Origin of the sequence: Bradyrhizobium sp. LLZ17 (assembly GCF_041200145.1) — a bacterium.
Classification (GTDB): Bacteria; Pseudomonadota; Alphaproteobacteria; order Rhizobiales; family Xanthobacteraceae; genus Bradyrhizobium.
On record NZ_CP165734.1, the window covers coordinates 4157102 to 4170481 of the forward strand.

General features: G+C 63.8%; 10 protein-coding genes and 2 pseudogenes. 7 read left to right on the forward strand and 5 right to left on the reverse strand.

Annotated elements, in window-relative coordinates; genetic code table 11:
- Window positions 1-36 precede the first annotated feature (36 nt).
- Window positions 37-2365, reverse strand: a pseudogene (locus AB8Z38_RS20090) (TonB-dependent siderophore receptor).
- Between the two features lie 299 nt (window positions 2366-2664).
- Here AB8Z38_RS20090 and AB8Z38_RS20095 point away from each other — a divergent pair.
- Genes AB8Z38_RS20095 through AB8Z38_RS20110 form a run of 4 tightly spaced genes read left to right on the forward strand, consistent with a single transcriptional unit; the run spans window position 2665 to window position 5295 of the window.
- Window positions 2665-3117: a MarR family winged helix-turn-helix transcriptional regulator gene (locus tag AB8Z38_RS20095; protein WP_369719597.1), complete on the forward strand. Its 453-nt coding sequence runs from the start codon at window positions 2665-2667 to the stop codon at window positions 3115-3117.
- A gap of 53 nt (window positions 3118-3170) precedes the next feature.
- Complete coding sequence (locus AB8Z38_RS20100; protein ID WP_369719598.1) at window positions 3171-3740, forward strand: isochorismatase family protein; 570 nt, start codon at window positions 3171-3173, stop codon at window positions 3738-3740.
- Complete coding sequence (locus tag AB8Z38_RS20105) at window positions 3737-4066, forward strand: hypothetical protein (RefSeq protein ID WP_369719599.1); 330 nt, start codon at window positions 3737-3739, stop codon at window positions 4064-4066. Before AB8Z38_RS20100 ends, AB8Z38_RS20105 begins: the two co-directional genes overlap by 4 nt.
- Entirely contained in the window at window positions 4063-5295 is a 1233-nt protein-coding gene (locus AB8Z38_RS20110; protein ID WP_369719600.1) for an MFS transporter, read from the forward strand. Before AB8Z38_RS20105 ends, AB8Z38_RS20110 begins: the two co-directional genes overlap by 4 nt.
- Before the next feature lie 6 nt (window positions 5296-5301).
- Here the strand turns inward: AB8Z38_RS20110 and AB8Z38_RS20115 are convergent, their stop codons facing one another.
- A complete protein-coding gene (locus tag AB8Z38_RS20115; RefSeq protein WP_369719601.1) occupies window positions 5302-6186 on the reverse strand; it encodes a dihydrodipicolinate synthase family protein in 885 nt (294 codons plus the stop codon).
- Between the two features lie 177 nt (window positions 6187-6363).
- Between AB8Z38_RS20115 and AB8Z38_RS20120 the strand changes: the two genes are divergently transcribed.
- On the forward strand, window positions 6364-7776 hold the full coding sequence (locus tag AB8Z38_RS20120) for an FAD-binding oxidoreductase (RefSeq protein WP_369719602.1): 1413 nt from the start codon (window positions 6364-6366) through the stop codon (window positions 7774-7776).
- Window positions 7777-7782: 6 nt separating this feature from the next.
- Complete coding sequence (locus AB8Z38_RS20125; protein WP_369719603.1) at window positions 7783-8463, forward strand: GntR family transcriptional regulator; 681 nt, start codon at window positions 7783-7785, stop codon at window positions 8461-8463.
- Between the two features lie 6 nt (window positions 8464-8469).
- Here the strand turns inward: AB8Z38_RS20125 and AB8Z38_RS20130 are convergent, their stop codons facing one another.
- A complete protein-coding gene (locus AB8Z38_RS20130; RefSeq protein ID WP_369719604.1) occupies window positions 8470-8784 on the reverse strand; it encodes a hypothetical protein in 315 nt (104 codons plus the stop codon).
- A gap of 134 nt (window positions 8785-8918) precedes the next feature.
- Here AB8Z38_RS20130 and AB8Z38_RS20135 point away from each other — a divergent pair.
- Window positions 8919-10942: pseudogene (locus AB8Z38_RS20135) on the forward strand (YgiQ family radical SAM protein).
- 327 nt (window positions 10943-11269) lie between these two features.
- Here AB8Z38_RS20135 and AB8Z38_RS20140 read toward each other — a convergent pair.
- A complete protein-coding gene (locus AB8Z38_RS20140; RefSeq protein ID WP_369719605.1) occupies window positions 11270-12283 on the reverse strand; it encodes a methyltransferase in 1014 nt (337 codons plus the stop codon).
- 8 nt (window positions 12284-12291) lie between these two features.
- The gene (locus tag AB8Z38_RS20145; protein WP_369719606.1) at window positions 12292-13257 is read right to left on the reverse strand and encodes a Bug family tripartite tricarboxylate transporter substrate binding protein; all 966 of its coding nucleotides are present in this window, start codon (window positions 13255-13257) and stop codon (window positions 12292-12294) included.
- Window positions 13258-13380: the final 123 nt, after the last annotated feature.

Below are 13380 nucleotides of genomic sequence, written 5' to 3' on the forward strand. Positions count from 1 at the left end.
TTGATGAGCGCGGTGATTTGTACGGCATCCCCATCGTTAGAACTTCACCGTCGCCGACAGCGAGAAGCGCCGGGCATCGCCGATCGCGACGTTCAACGCGTTTCCGGTGGTGGACGTGTAGTAGACCTTGTCGAACAGGTTTTTGATGTTGAACTGATAGGTCACCGGCAGGTTGTCGATCTTCGTGTCGTAGGTCGCAAAGACGTCTGCGACGGTATAGCCCGGCATGAAGAATGTGTTGGCGGAGTCACCCGGCCGGTCGCCGACGTAATGCGCGCCTCCGCCAAGCCGCAGGCGACCGGGCAGCACATCGCCGAAATCGTACACGAGATAGAGCGAAGCGGTGTTCATCGCTGCGTTCAGCAGCCTGGCATTGCCGACAACGGGATCGTTGCTCAGGCGTGCGTCGGTGTAACCATAGCTTCCGATCACGCTCCACTGGTCGGTCAGCCTGCCGGTCACGTCCAGTTCGACGCCGCGCGACCGGGCCGCCCCGGACGTGCGCGCTGCCGACTTGCCATTGCCGAGATCGTCCAGCACAAGCACGTTCTTCTTCGCGATCTCGTAAACCGCGAAGGTGCCCGACAGCCGCTTGTTGACGTCGAACTTCAGGCCGGTCTCCCACTGCGTTCCCTCCTCCGGCGCAATGGTGGAATCAACGACAAAGCCGCTGGTGAACGCGGCGATGGTCGAGGTCGGCTTCAGCGACTGCGTATAGCTCAAATAGTACGAGAGCTGATCGTTCAGCTTGACGATAACGCCGCCGAGCGGCAGCACCTTGTCGCCTGACAAATTGGTGTTCGTGACGAAGACAGGCCGACCTTTTCCCGCGAGCTGCTCGTATTCCATCCAGCGCACGCCTCCAACCACGGACAGCCAGTTGGTCAGATGAAACGTGTCCTGGGCAAAGAAGCCGCGGGTGCCGAGCTTGTCGGTTTGCTCGCTGTCGCTCGCCGAAATGGTCGTGCCCGGCACGACCAGTCCGTAGACCGGGTTGTAAAAATTAAAGCTCGCGGTCGCCTGGCGGATCAGATCGCGGCGATCGATCGTGCGATACAGCGCCTCGCCTCCGAACAGGATTTCGTTGCGGAAGCCGCCCACCCAGACGTCGCCCTGCAGATAGGAGGTGCCGTAACTGGCGTTGCTCAGCGAATTGTGGGTGCCGTCGTTGCTGCGGGTCTCGATGCCGGTCGTGGTGTTGACGCCGGTGATGCGAAGCTGATTGGCGCTATAAGTCTCGGTGTTGAAGCTGTAGGCCGCCGTGACCTTCCAATTGTCGTCCAGCTTCTGCTCGACCGAGGCCTGCACCAGGTCGGAGGTGCCCCACATGTTGTTGAAGGGCTCGTCGAGCCGGCGCGTCGCCGGGATCGCCAGTGGAGCACCCTTGACGAACGCCGTGCCGCGGTCGAACGGGTAGATGAACTCGCGGTGCTCATAGGTGAGCTGAACCGCCGTGGTGTCGCCGTACCAGGCCAGCGACGGGTTCACCAGCATTTCCCTGTGGCGGCCGAAATTGCGCCAATAGTCCTCGCTGACGCCATAGCCGATAAAGCGATAGGCCAGACCACCCTCGCCGATCGGGCCGGTGATGTCGAGCGTACCGTCGGCGCCGCTGCGGTTGTTCGCGAAGCTCGAGCCGAGCAGCGTGACCGAGCCGTGCTGGTAGAGTTCCGGACGCTTGCTGATGGTGTTGACGATACCGCCGGGATCCATGATGCCGTAGAGCAGTGACGCCGGTCCTTTCAGCACCTCGACGCTCTCGACTGCGGCGTTCAGGCTGCGCCCCTGCACCAGCGGCATGCCGTTGCGCATGACCGAGCCGTCGCGGTTGTCGCCGAAGCCGCGGCGGATCACGGCATCCTGGGTGCCCGCGAGCGTGTTGGTCTGAGTGATCCCGCTAATGTTGACCAGCGCATCGTCGATGTTGCGCGGTAACTGGTCCTTCAGGACCTGCGCGGGCACGACATTGACGGCCTGCGACTTGTCGAGCGGCGAGGCGCCCGAGCGTAGCGTGGTCGCGCTCGGCATCGCGCGGTAGCCGAGCTTTGCCGCAGCTTGCGCGGCCGCTTCAGCCGCCGCGCGTTCCGGATCGCGTCGGCGCGGCCGGGTTGCCTCCATTTAGGCTGCGCTGGCGTGCGGCCGTTTGCGCACGGCGTTGGGACTGTTCCGATGCGCGCGCCGGTTTCGGCCGCAGCGTCGGCGCATCCACATTCACCGGCGGCAGCGCGGTTTGCGCCTGCGCATTGGTACTGCCGGCGGGATATTGGGCGAGCAGCACGGCTGCGCCGATGAGAAGATGTGCGCGGCTCTTGCCGGCGCGATTTCGATGACCTCCGATACGAGGGCGATCCACAGAAGCACGCACTTTCGATTCACTTCCAAGTCAGGCACTGCATTGAAGCAGGGGCGTCTAGCAGCCGCTGTGAATGAAGAGAACCGTGCGCGGGGTTGAATCGGTCTAGTGTTGAATCGTTCTAAGCGCAATCCATCCTCAGCGATCCGCTGCGACGCGACGGCTTGTCGCACGATCATCCTGGCTCGGAGGGCTTGCACAATCTCCATGCTGTGAATGCGGTCGCCGGTGTCTCCTTCTCACGTCTTTTTGTTAGATCGGCTGTGTAGACTATCTTTACAGTTTACCTTCGCACATATACTCGATGCGGCATGATCAATTCGTCAGGCCAACGCCCGTCCGCGCGCGCCGGTGCGCTCGCAGAAGACCTCCGTTCGCTGATCGGAAAGCTGAAGCGCCGGCTTCGCGAGCAGGCAGGCCCCAATGACCTGACGCCGTCCCAGGTGTCCGTGCTGCTGCGTCTGGAAAAGGACGGCCCGGCGACGGTGTCGAGCCTGGCGCGATCGGAAAGAATGCGTCCGCAATCCATGAGCACCGCGGTCGCCGTGCTTCAAGCGGCGGGCCTCGTCAGTGGCACGCCCGACCCGGAGGACGGCCGTCAAACCATTCTGTCGTTGACAAGGGCGTGTCGCGACTGGATCCGGATCGGTCGCGCCGCGCGGCAGGATTGGCTCTCGCGCACCATTTCGACACGGCTCTCATCGCGGGAGCAGGACGAGCTGGCCGCGGCGCTCTCCTTGCTCAAGCGGCTTGCCGACGATTGACCCGGCCTCGCCGCATCCCTGGCGCGGAACATTCGGCCCAGAAGGACACAATCATGGCTGTCACGACGCTCGACCCGGTCACCGCCCTCATCGTCGTCGACCTGCAACGCGGCATCGTCGGCACACCTTCCGTCCATTCCATGGGCGACGTCGTGGGGCGCTGCTGCACCCTTGCCGCGGCGTTTCGGCGGCATCGCCTGCCGGTCGTGCTGGTCAACGTCGATGGCGGAGCGCCGGGCCGCACGGAGCGGCCGCGTGCTGGCGGTTCCTTCCCCGACGGGTGGACCGCTCTCATTCCGGAGCTTGATCAACAACCCGGCGATATCACCGTGACCAAGCGAACATGGGGCGCGTTCGCCAGCACCGACCTCGAGAGCGAGCTACGATCACGTGGCGTCACGCAGGTCGTCATCGCCGGCGTCGCCACCGCCACCGGCGTCGAGTCCACCGCGCGCCAGGCCTATGAGGCTGGCTTCAATGTCACCCTCGCCACCGATGCGATGACCGATCCGCGTCCCGAGGCTCACGATTACAGCATCGCAAACGTCTTTCCGCGGCTCGGCGAAAGCGGTTCGACGCAGGCGATCATCGAATTACTGGCAACGCGGAGTGCGCAGGCATGAACTGGCTTGATCTGGTTTCCTATTTCTTTGGCGGCGCGTTTCTGGCGAACGCCATTCCGCATCTCGTCAGCGGCCTGAGAGGAGAGCCGTTCCAGAGCCCCTTCGCGCAACCGCGCGGTCAAGGGCTGTCTTCGTCGACCGTCAATGTGCTCTGGGGCTTCTTCAACATCATCGTCGGATATCTGCTCGTCTGCCGTGTCGGAGAGTTCGTCCTGAAGGAAACGCGCGACGTCGCCGCCCTCGGCCTCGGTGCCCTGCTCCTCAGCCTGTTTTGCGCGCGACATTTCGGCCGCTTCCACGGCGGCAACACGCCGACAGGTTCGTGAGCGTGCCGGCGGCAGGCACGTTTCGCTCACTGCGGAACTTCAATTATCGGGTCTGGGCCGCGGGCGCGCTGGTGTCCAACACCGGAACCTGGATGCAGCGCTCCGCTCAGGATTGGCTTGTCCTCACCGAGCTCACACGGCACAACGCGTCGGCTGTCGGCACGGTGATGGCACTGCAGTTCGGTCCACAACTCCTGCTGATGCCGTGGACTGGTTTTGCGGCCGATCACTTCAACCAGCGACGACTTCTGATCGCGACGCAGGCCACGATGGGCGTACTGGCGCTGGTCCTTGGCCTTCTCACCGTCAGTGGGTTGGTGCAGCTCTGGCATGTCTACGTGTTTGCCTTCCTGTTCGGCTGTGCCGCGGCTTTCGACGCGCCAGTGCGCCAGACATTCGTTGCGGAGCTCGTCGGCGACGGCGACCTCTCCAATGCCATCGCGCTGAACTCGACGTCCTTCAACGCCGCGCGGATGATCGGGCCCGCGATCGCAGGGGTCGTGATCGCTTCGATCGGCACCGGATGGGCGTTCCTGATCAACGCCGCATCGTTCATGGCGGTGCTCGGCTCGCTTTGTCTCCTGCGCAACTCGGAGCTTCGCCCGAACGCACGGGCTCACCGGGCCAAGGGCGGCATGACGGAGGGTTTTCGCTACGTGTGGTCGCGCGCCGATCTCAGGGCGATCATGATCATGCTGTTCCTGATCGGCACGTTTGGGCTGAACTTCCCGATCTTCATCTCGACCATGGCGGTCACCGTCTTCCACACCGATGCGCGCGGCTTCGGCCTGCTGTCCTCGACGATGGCGGTCGGCACGATCTCGGGCGCATTGCTGGCCGCAGGGCGCACCCAGCCGCGGTTCGTCTCGCTGCTGCTCGGGGCTGCAACTTTTGGAGCCGGCTGCACGCTGGCCGCGGTAGCACCCAGCTACTGGCTGTTCGCGGGCGCGCTTGTCGTGATCGGCGTTGCCGCCCTGACGGTCACCAACACCTCGAACAGCCTGATGCAACTCTCCACCGAGCCGAGGATGAGGGGACGCGTGATGGCGCTGCGCCTCGGCGCCGCGCTTGGCGGCACGCCCATCGGCGCGCCGATTGTCGGATGGGTGGCGGACAATCTGGGCCCGCGCTGGGCGCTCGGTGTCGGCGCGGCTGCCGGTTTTGCGGCAGCACTCGTGGCGGTGGGCGCGATCTATGCGCGCGCCTCGAGCGATTGCCGCGACCGATAGGCGGTCTTAAGCGATGGCAGGGCTGATTAGTTCGTCCAGCTTCGACTTGAGCACGGAGCCATCGGACAACGCCCGCAATGGCGGGCGTACGCGCAGCCAGCCTGCGTCGCCGGTCTGTGCGGCGAGAATGGCCTTGAGCGTCGCGAGGAAGGACGGGCTCTTGACCACGATGTCGACCGCGGCCTGCATGCGCGCTTCGACATCCCTGCCGTCGATCATCGCCTTGACCAGCTCCGGCGCGATGTTGGCCATGCCGCAGATCGTGCCGGCGCCGCCAGCGGCGATCGCGCGGGCGATGTCGGTTTCATTGCCGACGGTGATTGCGAGCTCGGGGCTAGCTGCGCGGAAGGCCTGGAACTGCTTGAAGTCGCCGCTGGAATCTTTCAGACCAGCAACCAGCTTGCCGTAGCGCTGGCGCAGGTTAGCTGCAACGGTTGTCGGGATCGCAACGCCCGAGATCTGGGGGATGTGATAGAGCACGGCGCGCAGACGATCATCGGCGACGCGGTCGATGATCGCGGCGAAGGCATCCTCGATGCCGGCAGGCGTCACGTTGCGATCGAAGTAGGGCGGCAGAAACAGCACGTGGCGCAGGCCAAGCCCGAGCACCGCGCGGGTCAGGGCGATGCTGTCGCTGATGGCGGGAAAGCCGCCGCCAATGCCGATGCGCTCGGCCGGGACGCCCGCCTTGAGCAAAGCCTCAACGGTCACGACGCGTTCTCCGACATTGAATGAGGCGCCTTCGCCGGTGGTGCCGAACAGCACGACGCCATCGATGCCCTTCCCGAACAGCTGCTTTGCGTGAGCGGCGAGCTTCACGGAATCCACGCTGCCGTTTGACGTCAGCGGCGTCGCCGACGCCACCCAGAACCCGCGAATTGCCTCGGTCATGACACCACCCATTGCTGCGGCTTCGGAATAAGCCCCTGATCCATAACAATCTTCAGGGCTTATCGAAGCCTTGTTTTTGCTTTACTTTTCATCTTGTACCTTACATACAAGAAGGATGCAATTCCCAGCCGCGACGGCGCGCAACAGGCGCCCGGCCAGATCTGCAAGAGGTCTCACATGGATATGGTGACCCCCGCTGGACACCCCGACCAACTGCTCGGCGCCCTGCGCGACAGGCTCGGCGCGGCCGCGGTGTTGACCGGCAGCGACGTGCCCGCGCGCAATGGCAACGACTGGAGCGCGAGCCTGCCGCAAACGCCGCTGGCGGTGATCCGGCCGCTCGATGCGCAAGGCGTGGCCGATGCGATCGCGACTTGCCGGCAGGCGAATCTGCCGTTCGTGCCGCAGGGCGGATTGACCGGGCTCTGCCGCGGCGCCTCGCCTGAGCCGGGCTGGGTCGCGATCTCGCTGGAGCGCGTGACCGGCATCGAGGAGATCGATCGCGCGTCGGCAACAATGACCGTGAAGGCCGGCACGCCGCTGGAGACGATTCAAAAAGCCGCCGACGAAGCCGGCTTCTTCTTTCCGCTCGACCTCGGCTCGCGCGGCTCCTGCGCGATCGGCGGCAATCTCTCCACCAATGCCGGCGGCAACCGCGTGATCCGCTACGGCATGACGCGCGAACTGGTGCTCGGCCTGGAGGTGGTGCTGCCGGACGGCACTATCATCACCAATCTCAACAAGCTGATGAAGAACAATGCCGGCTATGATTTGAAGCATCTCTTCATCGGTTCGGAAGGCACGCTCGGCATCATCACGCGCGTGGTGCTGCGGCTCTATCCGAAGCCGCGCTCGACCATGGCCGCACTCTGTGCGCTGAAGGATTATGCCGAGGTGATCGCATTGCTCGATGCCGCCCGAAGCGGGCTCGGGCCGCTGCTGTCGGCTTTCGAGGTGATGTGGCCCGACTATTGGGACGTCATCACGTCGCGCGCCGGGGTCAAGCCGCCGGTCGCGGCGGGCGACAGCCTCTACGTGCTGGTGGAGGCGCAGGGCACCGACGAGAACCTGGATGCGCCGCGTTTCCAGAGCTGGCTCGAACAGCTGATGGAACGCGGGCTGCTGGTCGATGCCGCCGTCGCGCAGTCGCTGGCGCAGACGCAAGCGTTCTGGCGCGTGCGCGACATCTGCGCCGAATTCGGCCAGGTGCTGGGGCCGCACATCTCCTACGACATCGGTCTTGCGGTGGCGCGGATGGACGAGTTCGTCACGCGCTGCAAGGCGGCGCTCGCCGCCAAGATCAGGGGATGCGAGAGCGTCTATTACGGTCATATCGGCGACGGCAATCTGCATCTGGTGTCCTGGGTGACGGGTCTGACCGTCGCGCAGCAGCCGAAGGAAGAGATGGATGCGATCATCTATGGTCTCGTCCGCGAGATGGGCGGCAGCGTCTCCGCCGAGCACGGCATCGGCACGCTGAAGAAGAAGTGGCTTGGACACGCGCGCAGCGAAGCCGAGATCGCGCTGATGCGGACACTGAAGGCCGCGCTCGATCCCGATCATCTGCTCAATCCCGGCAAAGTGATCTGAGCGCAGATGCGATCGCTGAAGCTCGATACGCCGAAATCGCTGTCGCAGCGGGTGATGCAACGCTTGCGTCAGGCCATCATCGACGGCGAGTTTGCGCTGGGCGCGGCGATCTCCGAAGACATGGTGGCGAATTCCTTCGGCGTCAGCCGCACGCCGGTGCGCGAGGCGATGGGCCAGTTGCAGGCGCAGGGGCTCGTGGTGATCCGGCCGCAGGTCGGCAGCTTCGTGTTCACACCTAGCGCCGGGGACATCAACGCGCTCTGCACCTTCAGGATCGCGCTGGAGCCGAAAGCCGCCGAGCTCGCCTTTCGCCATGATCGCGACGGTGCGATTGAAACGATGAACGCGGCGATCGCGGCGATGGAGCCGGCGGTTGCGGCCCGAGACAACATCGCTTATGGCCGCGCCGACGCCGCGTTTCACGAGGCCCTGTTCGCGCATTGCGGCAATCGCTATCTCGTCGAATCCTACCAGCTCGTCTCCGGGCGCGTCGCCGCGCTCCGCACCAACCTGACCTCGCCGATCGACGTGCGCACCCGCACATCCTTCGACGAGCATCGCAGGCTGCTCGATTTGTTCGGCCGCGGCGAGTTTGCCGATTTCGAAAGACTGATGACCACGCACATCACCAATTCAGGCGTGGTCTATGCCAAAGCCTTGAAGGTGGAGGCGCCGAAGGTGGATTGAGCGCGGCTATCGTTCGCCGTTCGATTCCGGCCTGTCCAGAAAATCCAGCGCGGTGTTGATCTGCTCGAGTTGGTGCTCGATCCTGTCGCGCTCCTCGATCGACCGCGTTTTTTCGAGCTGTTCCACGAGCTGCTGTTTCCGCGACAGCAAATTCTCTATGACTGTACTCACAGCTCCCCCATCGGCCGAGGCGGCAGCGGCGCCAACATCGCCATAACGGGCGCGAGCGCCCTGGATTGCGGGCGCGCGCCAACCGGGGTCCGCGTCGATCCCACGACCTGAATGTTCGCGGAGCCGATTGGTTCCGTTTGCAGCGCTCAACGCGTCGCGATGGCGCCGGCGAGTTGCACCGCTGCAACATGGACTTCCATCACAGTCCCCGGCGGAACCGCGACCTGTTCGGGCAGCGCATCCTCGGTTGTATTCGCGGGCCTGCAGGCCTATGCGTAGGCGCCATGAACACCCCAGCCATTGCCGAAACGCCCCTGATGTCGCGGTCGCCTGACATTGCGCGCAGGCCCGCGCCGTTCCTCCCGATGAGCCGCGCCGAGATGGACGCGCTCGGCTGGGACGCCTGCGACATCGTGCTGGTGACGGGCGATGCCTATGTCGACCATCCGAGCTTCGGCATGGCCATCATCGGCCGGCTGCTGGAAGCGCAGGGATTTCGCGTCGGCATCATCTCGCAACCGGACTGGCATTCGGCCGAGCCGTTCAGGGCGCTGGGCAAGCCGAAGGTGTTTTTCGGCGTCACCGGCGGCAACATGGATTCGATGGTGAACCGCTACACGGCGGACCGCCGCCTGCGCCATGACGACGCCTATACGGCGGGCGGCGAAGGCGGCAAGCGGCCGGACCGCTGCACCATCGTCTACGCGCAGCGCTGCCGCGAGGCGTTCAAGGATGTGCCGGTCGTGCTCGGCGGCATCGAGGCCTCGCTGCGCCGCATCGCGCATTACGATTACTGGTCCGACAAGGTGCGCCGCTCGGTGCTGGCCGACGCCAAGGCGGACCTGCTGCTCTACGGCAATGCCGAGCGCGCCGTCGTCGAGGTGGCCCATCGTCTGGCCACGGGCGAGGCGCCGCGCGAGCTCGACGACATCAGGGGTGTCGCGCTGTTCCGCCGCGTGCCGGAGGATTACACCGAGCTGCACGCCGACGATCTCGAGTCCGCCGACGAAGGCGCATCGCGGACGAAGGGCTTAACGGTGATCCGGCTGCCCGCGCTCGAGCAGGTCGAGCAGGACAAGGAAGCCTATGCGCGCGCATCGCGCGTGCTGCACCGGGAGAGCAATCCCGGCAATGCGCGGCCGCTGGTGCAGCGCCATGGCGATCGCGATCTCTGGCTCAACCCGCCGCCGATCCCGCTGACCAGCGAGGAGATGGACGCGGTTTACGATCTTCCTTACCGCGCGCGCCGCATCCGTCCTATGGCGAAGCAAAAATCCCCGCCTGGGACATGATCAAATTCTCGGTGACGATCATGCGCGGCTGTTTCGGCGGCTGCACCTTTTGCTCGATCACCGAGCATGAGGGCCGCATCATCCAGAACCGTTCGGAAGGCTCGATCCTGCGCGAGATCGAGAAGATCCGCGACAAGACGCCGGGCTTCACCGGCGTGATCTCCGACATCGGCGGGCCGACCGCGAACATGTACCGGATGGCGTGCAAGGATCCGAAGGTCGAGGCGGCGTGCCGGCGGCCGTCCTGCGTCTTCCCCGAGATCTGCCCGAACCTCAACACCTCGCATGACGATCTGATCCGGCTCTATCGCAAGGTGCGCGAGACCAAGGGCATCAAGAAGGTGATGGTCGCCTCCGGCGTGCGCTACGACCTCGCGGTGGAGAGCCCCGAATACATCAAGGAGCTCGTCACCCATCACGTCGGCGGTTATCTGAAGATCGCGCCGGAGCATACCGAGCGCGGCCCGCTCGACAAGATGATGAAGCCCGGCATCGGCGCCTACGACAAGTTCAAGCGTATGTTCGATGCCGCGGCCGAACAAGCCGGCAAGAAATATTATTTGATCCCCTATTTCATCGCGGCGCATCCGGGTACGACCGACGAGGACATGATGAACCTCGCGCTGTGGCTGAAGAAGAACCGCTACCGCGCCGATCAAGTGCAGACCTTCCTGCCCTCGCCGATGGCAACCGCGACCGCGATGTACCACACCGGCGTCAACCCGCTGCGCGGCGTGCGTCGCGGCGGCAGCGACAAGGTCGAGGCCATCAAGGGGCTTCGGCAACGACGACTGCACAAGGCCTTCCTGCGCTATCACGACCCCGACAATTGGCCGGTGCTGCGCGACGCGCTCAAGGAAATGGGCCGCGCCGACCTGATCGGCTCGCGTCCCGACCAGCTCGTGCCAGCACACCAGCCGCCCGGCACCGGCAAGGCCGCCGGCACACGACGACCGTTGCGCCCCGGCGACAAGCCGCAGCGGTTCACGACCAAGGGCCTGCGGGTGATGAAGTAGCGGGCCGGATGAGGTCCGGTTCAGATTGAGGCTGTCGTGCCTCTAAGACAAAGAATGTCGAAAACAACCCCATGCACAGTAGCCGGCATGAGCCGGATCAATGGCTTAGGCGCGTCGCGGAAGCGTTGATCCGCCTGATCAAAAACTCGTTGCTCCGTCGGGCAAAACAGGCGCAGGATGGCATCGTCGCGCTCATGGGGTGGGCAGCCCCGACCGCTACTCGGTATCGATATCCTCTAACGCCGATGATGTCGTCGAATAGCACGCCCTACTCGTTGCGGCGTGTTTGTCCGCCTCTGGCGCATAGCCGCGGCCGGCTTCCAAGTCTCAGCACAGCCGCGACTCGGTCAGATTAAAGCGGCCGGCGCGCAGAACCGCGATGGGACGGAAGCCACTCTCGGTCAGGAGCCGGTCATATTCCCTTTCGGTCCGTTCCCGTCCACCTGGACCGCGCAGCATGTTTAGATCGCTCATCGCGCACGACCTGCCCGCGTCATCGGTACCGGGCAATTCCGGCATCGCACGTTCGACTAATAGCAGTCTGCCTTTCTGGGGAAGCGCTTTGCGGCAGTTTCCCAGAATGATCCGGCTGCGCTCATCATCCCAGTCGTGAATAATGCTTTTCAAGATGATCGCATCGGCCACTGCGGGCACCGCATGAAAGAAATCGCCTGCAACAAAATCGACGCGGTCGGAGATTCCGAGGTGCCCGAAGCGCTGGTTGGCGGCGTCGGCGCACCTCGGCAGATCGAAAACCGTTCCTCTGATGGTTGAATATGCCCTCGCCACCGCGCCCATGAGTTCCCCGGAGCCGCCTCCGACATCCATCAAATGGGAGATCGTGCCAAGGTCGTAGGCCTGCAGTAAATCGTGCGTGACCAGCCGTGTCAGGTCTGTCATGGCTTCATTGAATATCCGCACATGCTCTGGCGAGCGCGCCATCAGGTCGAAATTGTCGTCGACGTCCTGAAGTTGGGAAGCCGTCTTGCCCGACATGATCAGATCCAGAAGGCCATCCCACCTCCTGGTCAGCATGGAGCCTTCAAAAATGACCCAGTTCTTGAATGATCGTCCCGCAGTACCGTCGAGTCCGGCCCCCAGTTCGGTTAGCAAGTAGCGGCCTTCACCGACGCGAGAGCAGATGCCGACGGTCGAGAGAGCGACGAGCAAGCGGGCAAGTGCGTCCCGATCCGCGCGGGTTCGGCTCGCAAGTTCGTCGACCGTTCGCGGTCCGTCGCGCAGCAACTCGGCGAGCCCCAGCCGGGCAGCGACATAGATCACTGCCGTCACGCGGTGCGACTGAACAAGATCCAACAACTTTTCGCGGGGATCGGTGGTCATGTGCCGCTCTAGCCTTCGATCGGGAATCCTGACGCCTTGACGATCGGTCCCCAGCGTTCGAACTCGGCGCGCTGAATATTTTTAAGTTCGTCCGATGTCGTTCCTGTCGGTTCGCACCCCATGGCATGAATCTTTGCGCGTATTTCGGGATCGCTCCCGATTGCAATGATCTCCTTTCCCAGGCGCTCAACGAACTGACGCGAGGAATGGGCAGGCGCATAGAATGCGAACCAACCGGCCGCGTCGATATCGATCCCGCTCTCCTTCAGAGTTGCGGTCTGGGGCAGGAAGGAAGATCGCGCAGCCGCTGCGGTGGCGATGATGCGTATGCCACCGCCCCCATGTTGCTCCAGGAGTTCGGAAAGAAACGCCATATACATCGGGACCCGGCCGGCCAGCACATCCGGGAGCGCAGCAGGCGTACCCCTATAGGGCGTGTGGCGCAGGTTTAGGCCTGTGATCCGGCCAAACTCGCCGCAGATGAAATGAGGTGCTGTACCTGCTCCCGGCGAGCCGTACACGGCCTGTTCGGGATTGGCCTTCATCCAATCAATGAGTTCGTGCACCGAATGGATGGGCAGCTTCCCGCTGACCGCCAGAGCCAGATCGACCGTCATCACCTGCGAAAGTGGCACAAAGTCGCGCTCCGCATCATATCCCAGGCTCCTGAACAGATGCGGCTGAAGTGTGAATTGCGAAGCGGAAGCAAACAGCACTGCCTCCTCTCCCGGTGCGGCATTCTTGACCGCCTGTGCGCCGATGCGCCCGCCAGCGCCAGCAAGGTTCTCCACAATCGCCACCTTGCCGAGCCTGGTATGAAGCTGCTCGGCAAACAGCCGGGCGATCGAATCTCCCGACCCACCAGGCGCGAATGGAAACACGATCTTCAGCGGCTGGTCGGCAGCAACAACGGGTAGCGGAAGAGCCATCGCCGAAAACCCGGCCAGTATGGCGCGACGCGAGTAAAGCTGCATGGCATTCTCCAAGTGCTTGGGACAGCAATGCGATGATCCGGCCGGCTTTCCATCTCGCTATTCTGACGCAACAGCGCTATAACCCGAAATTGCATTTTCCTATCGGTCTATAACGTGAGGTGA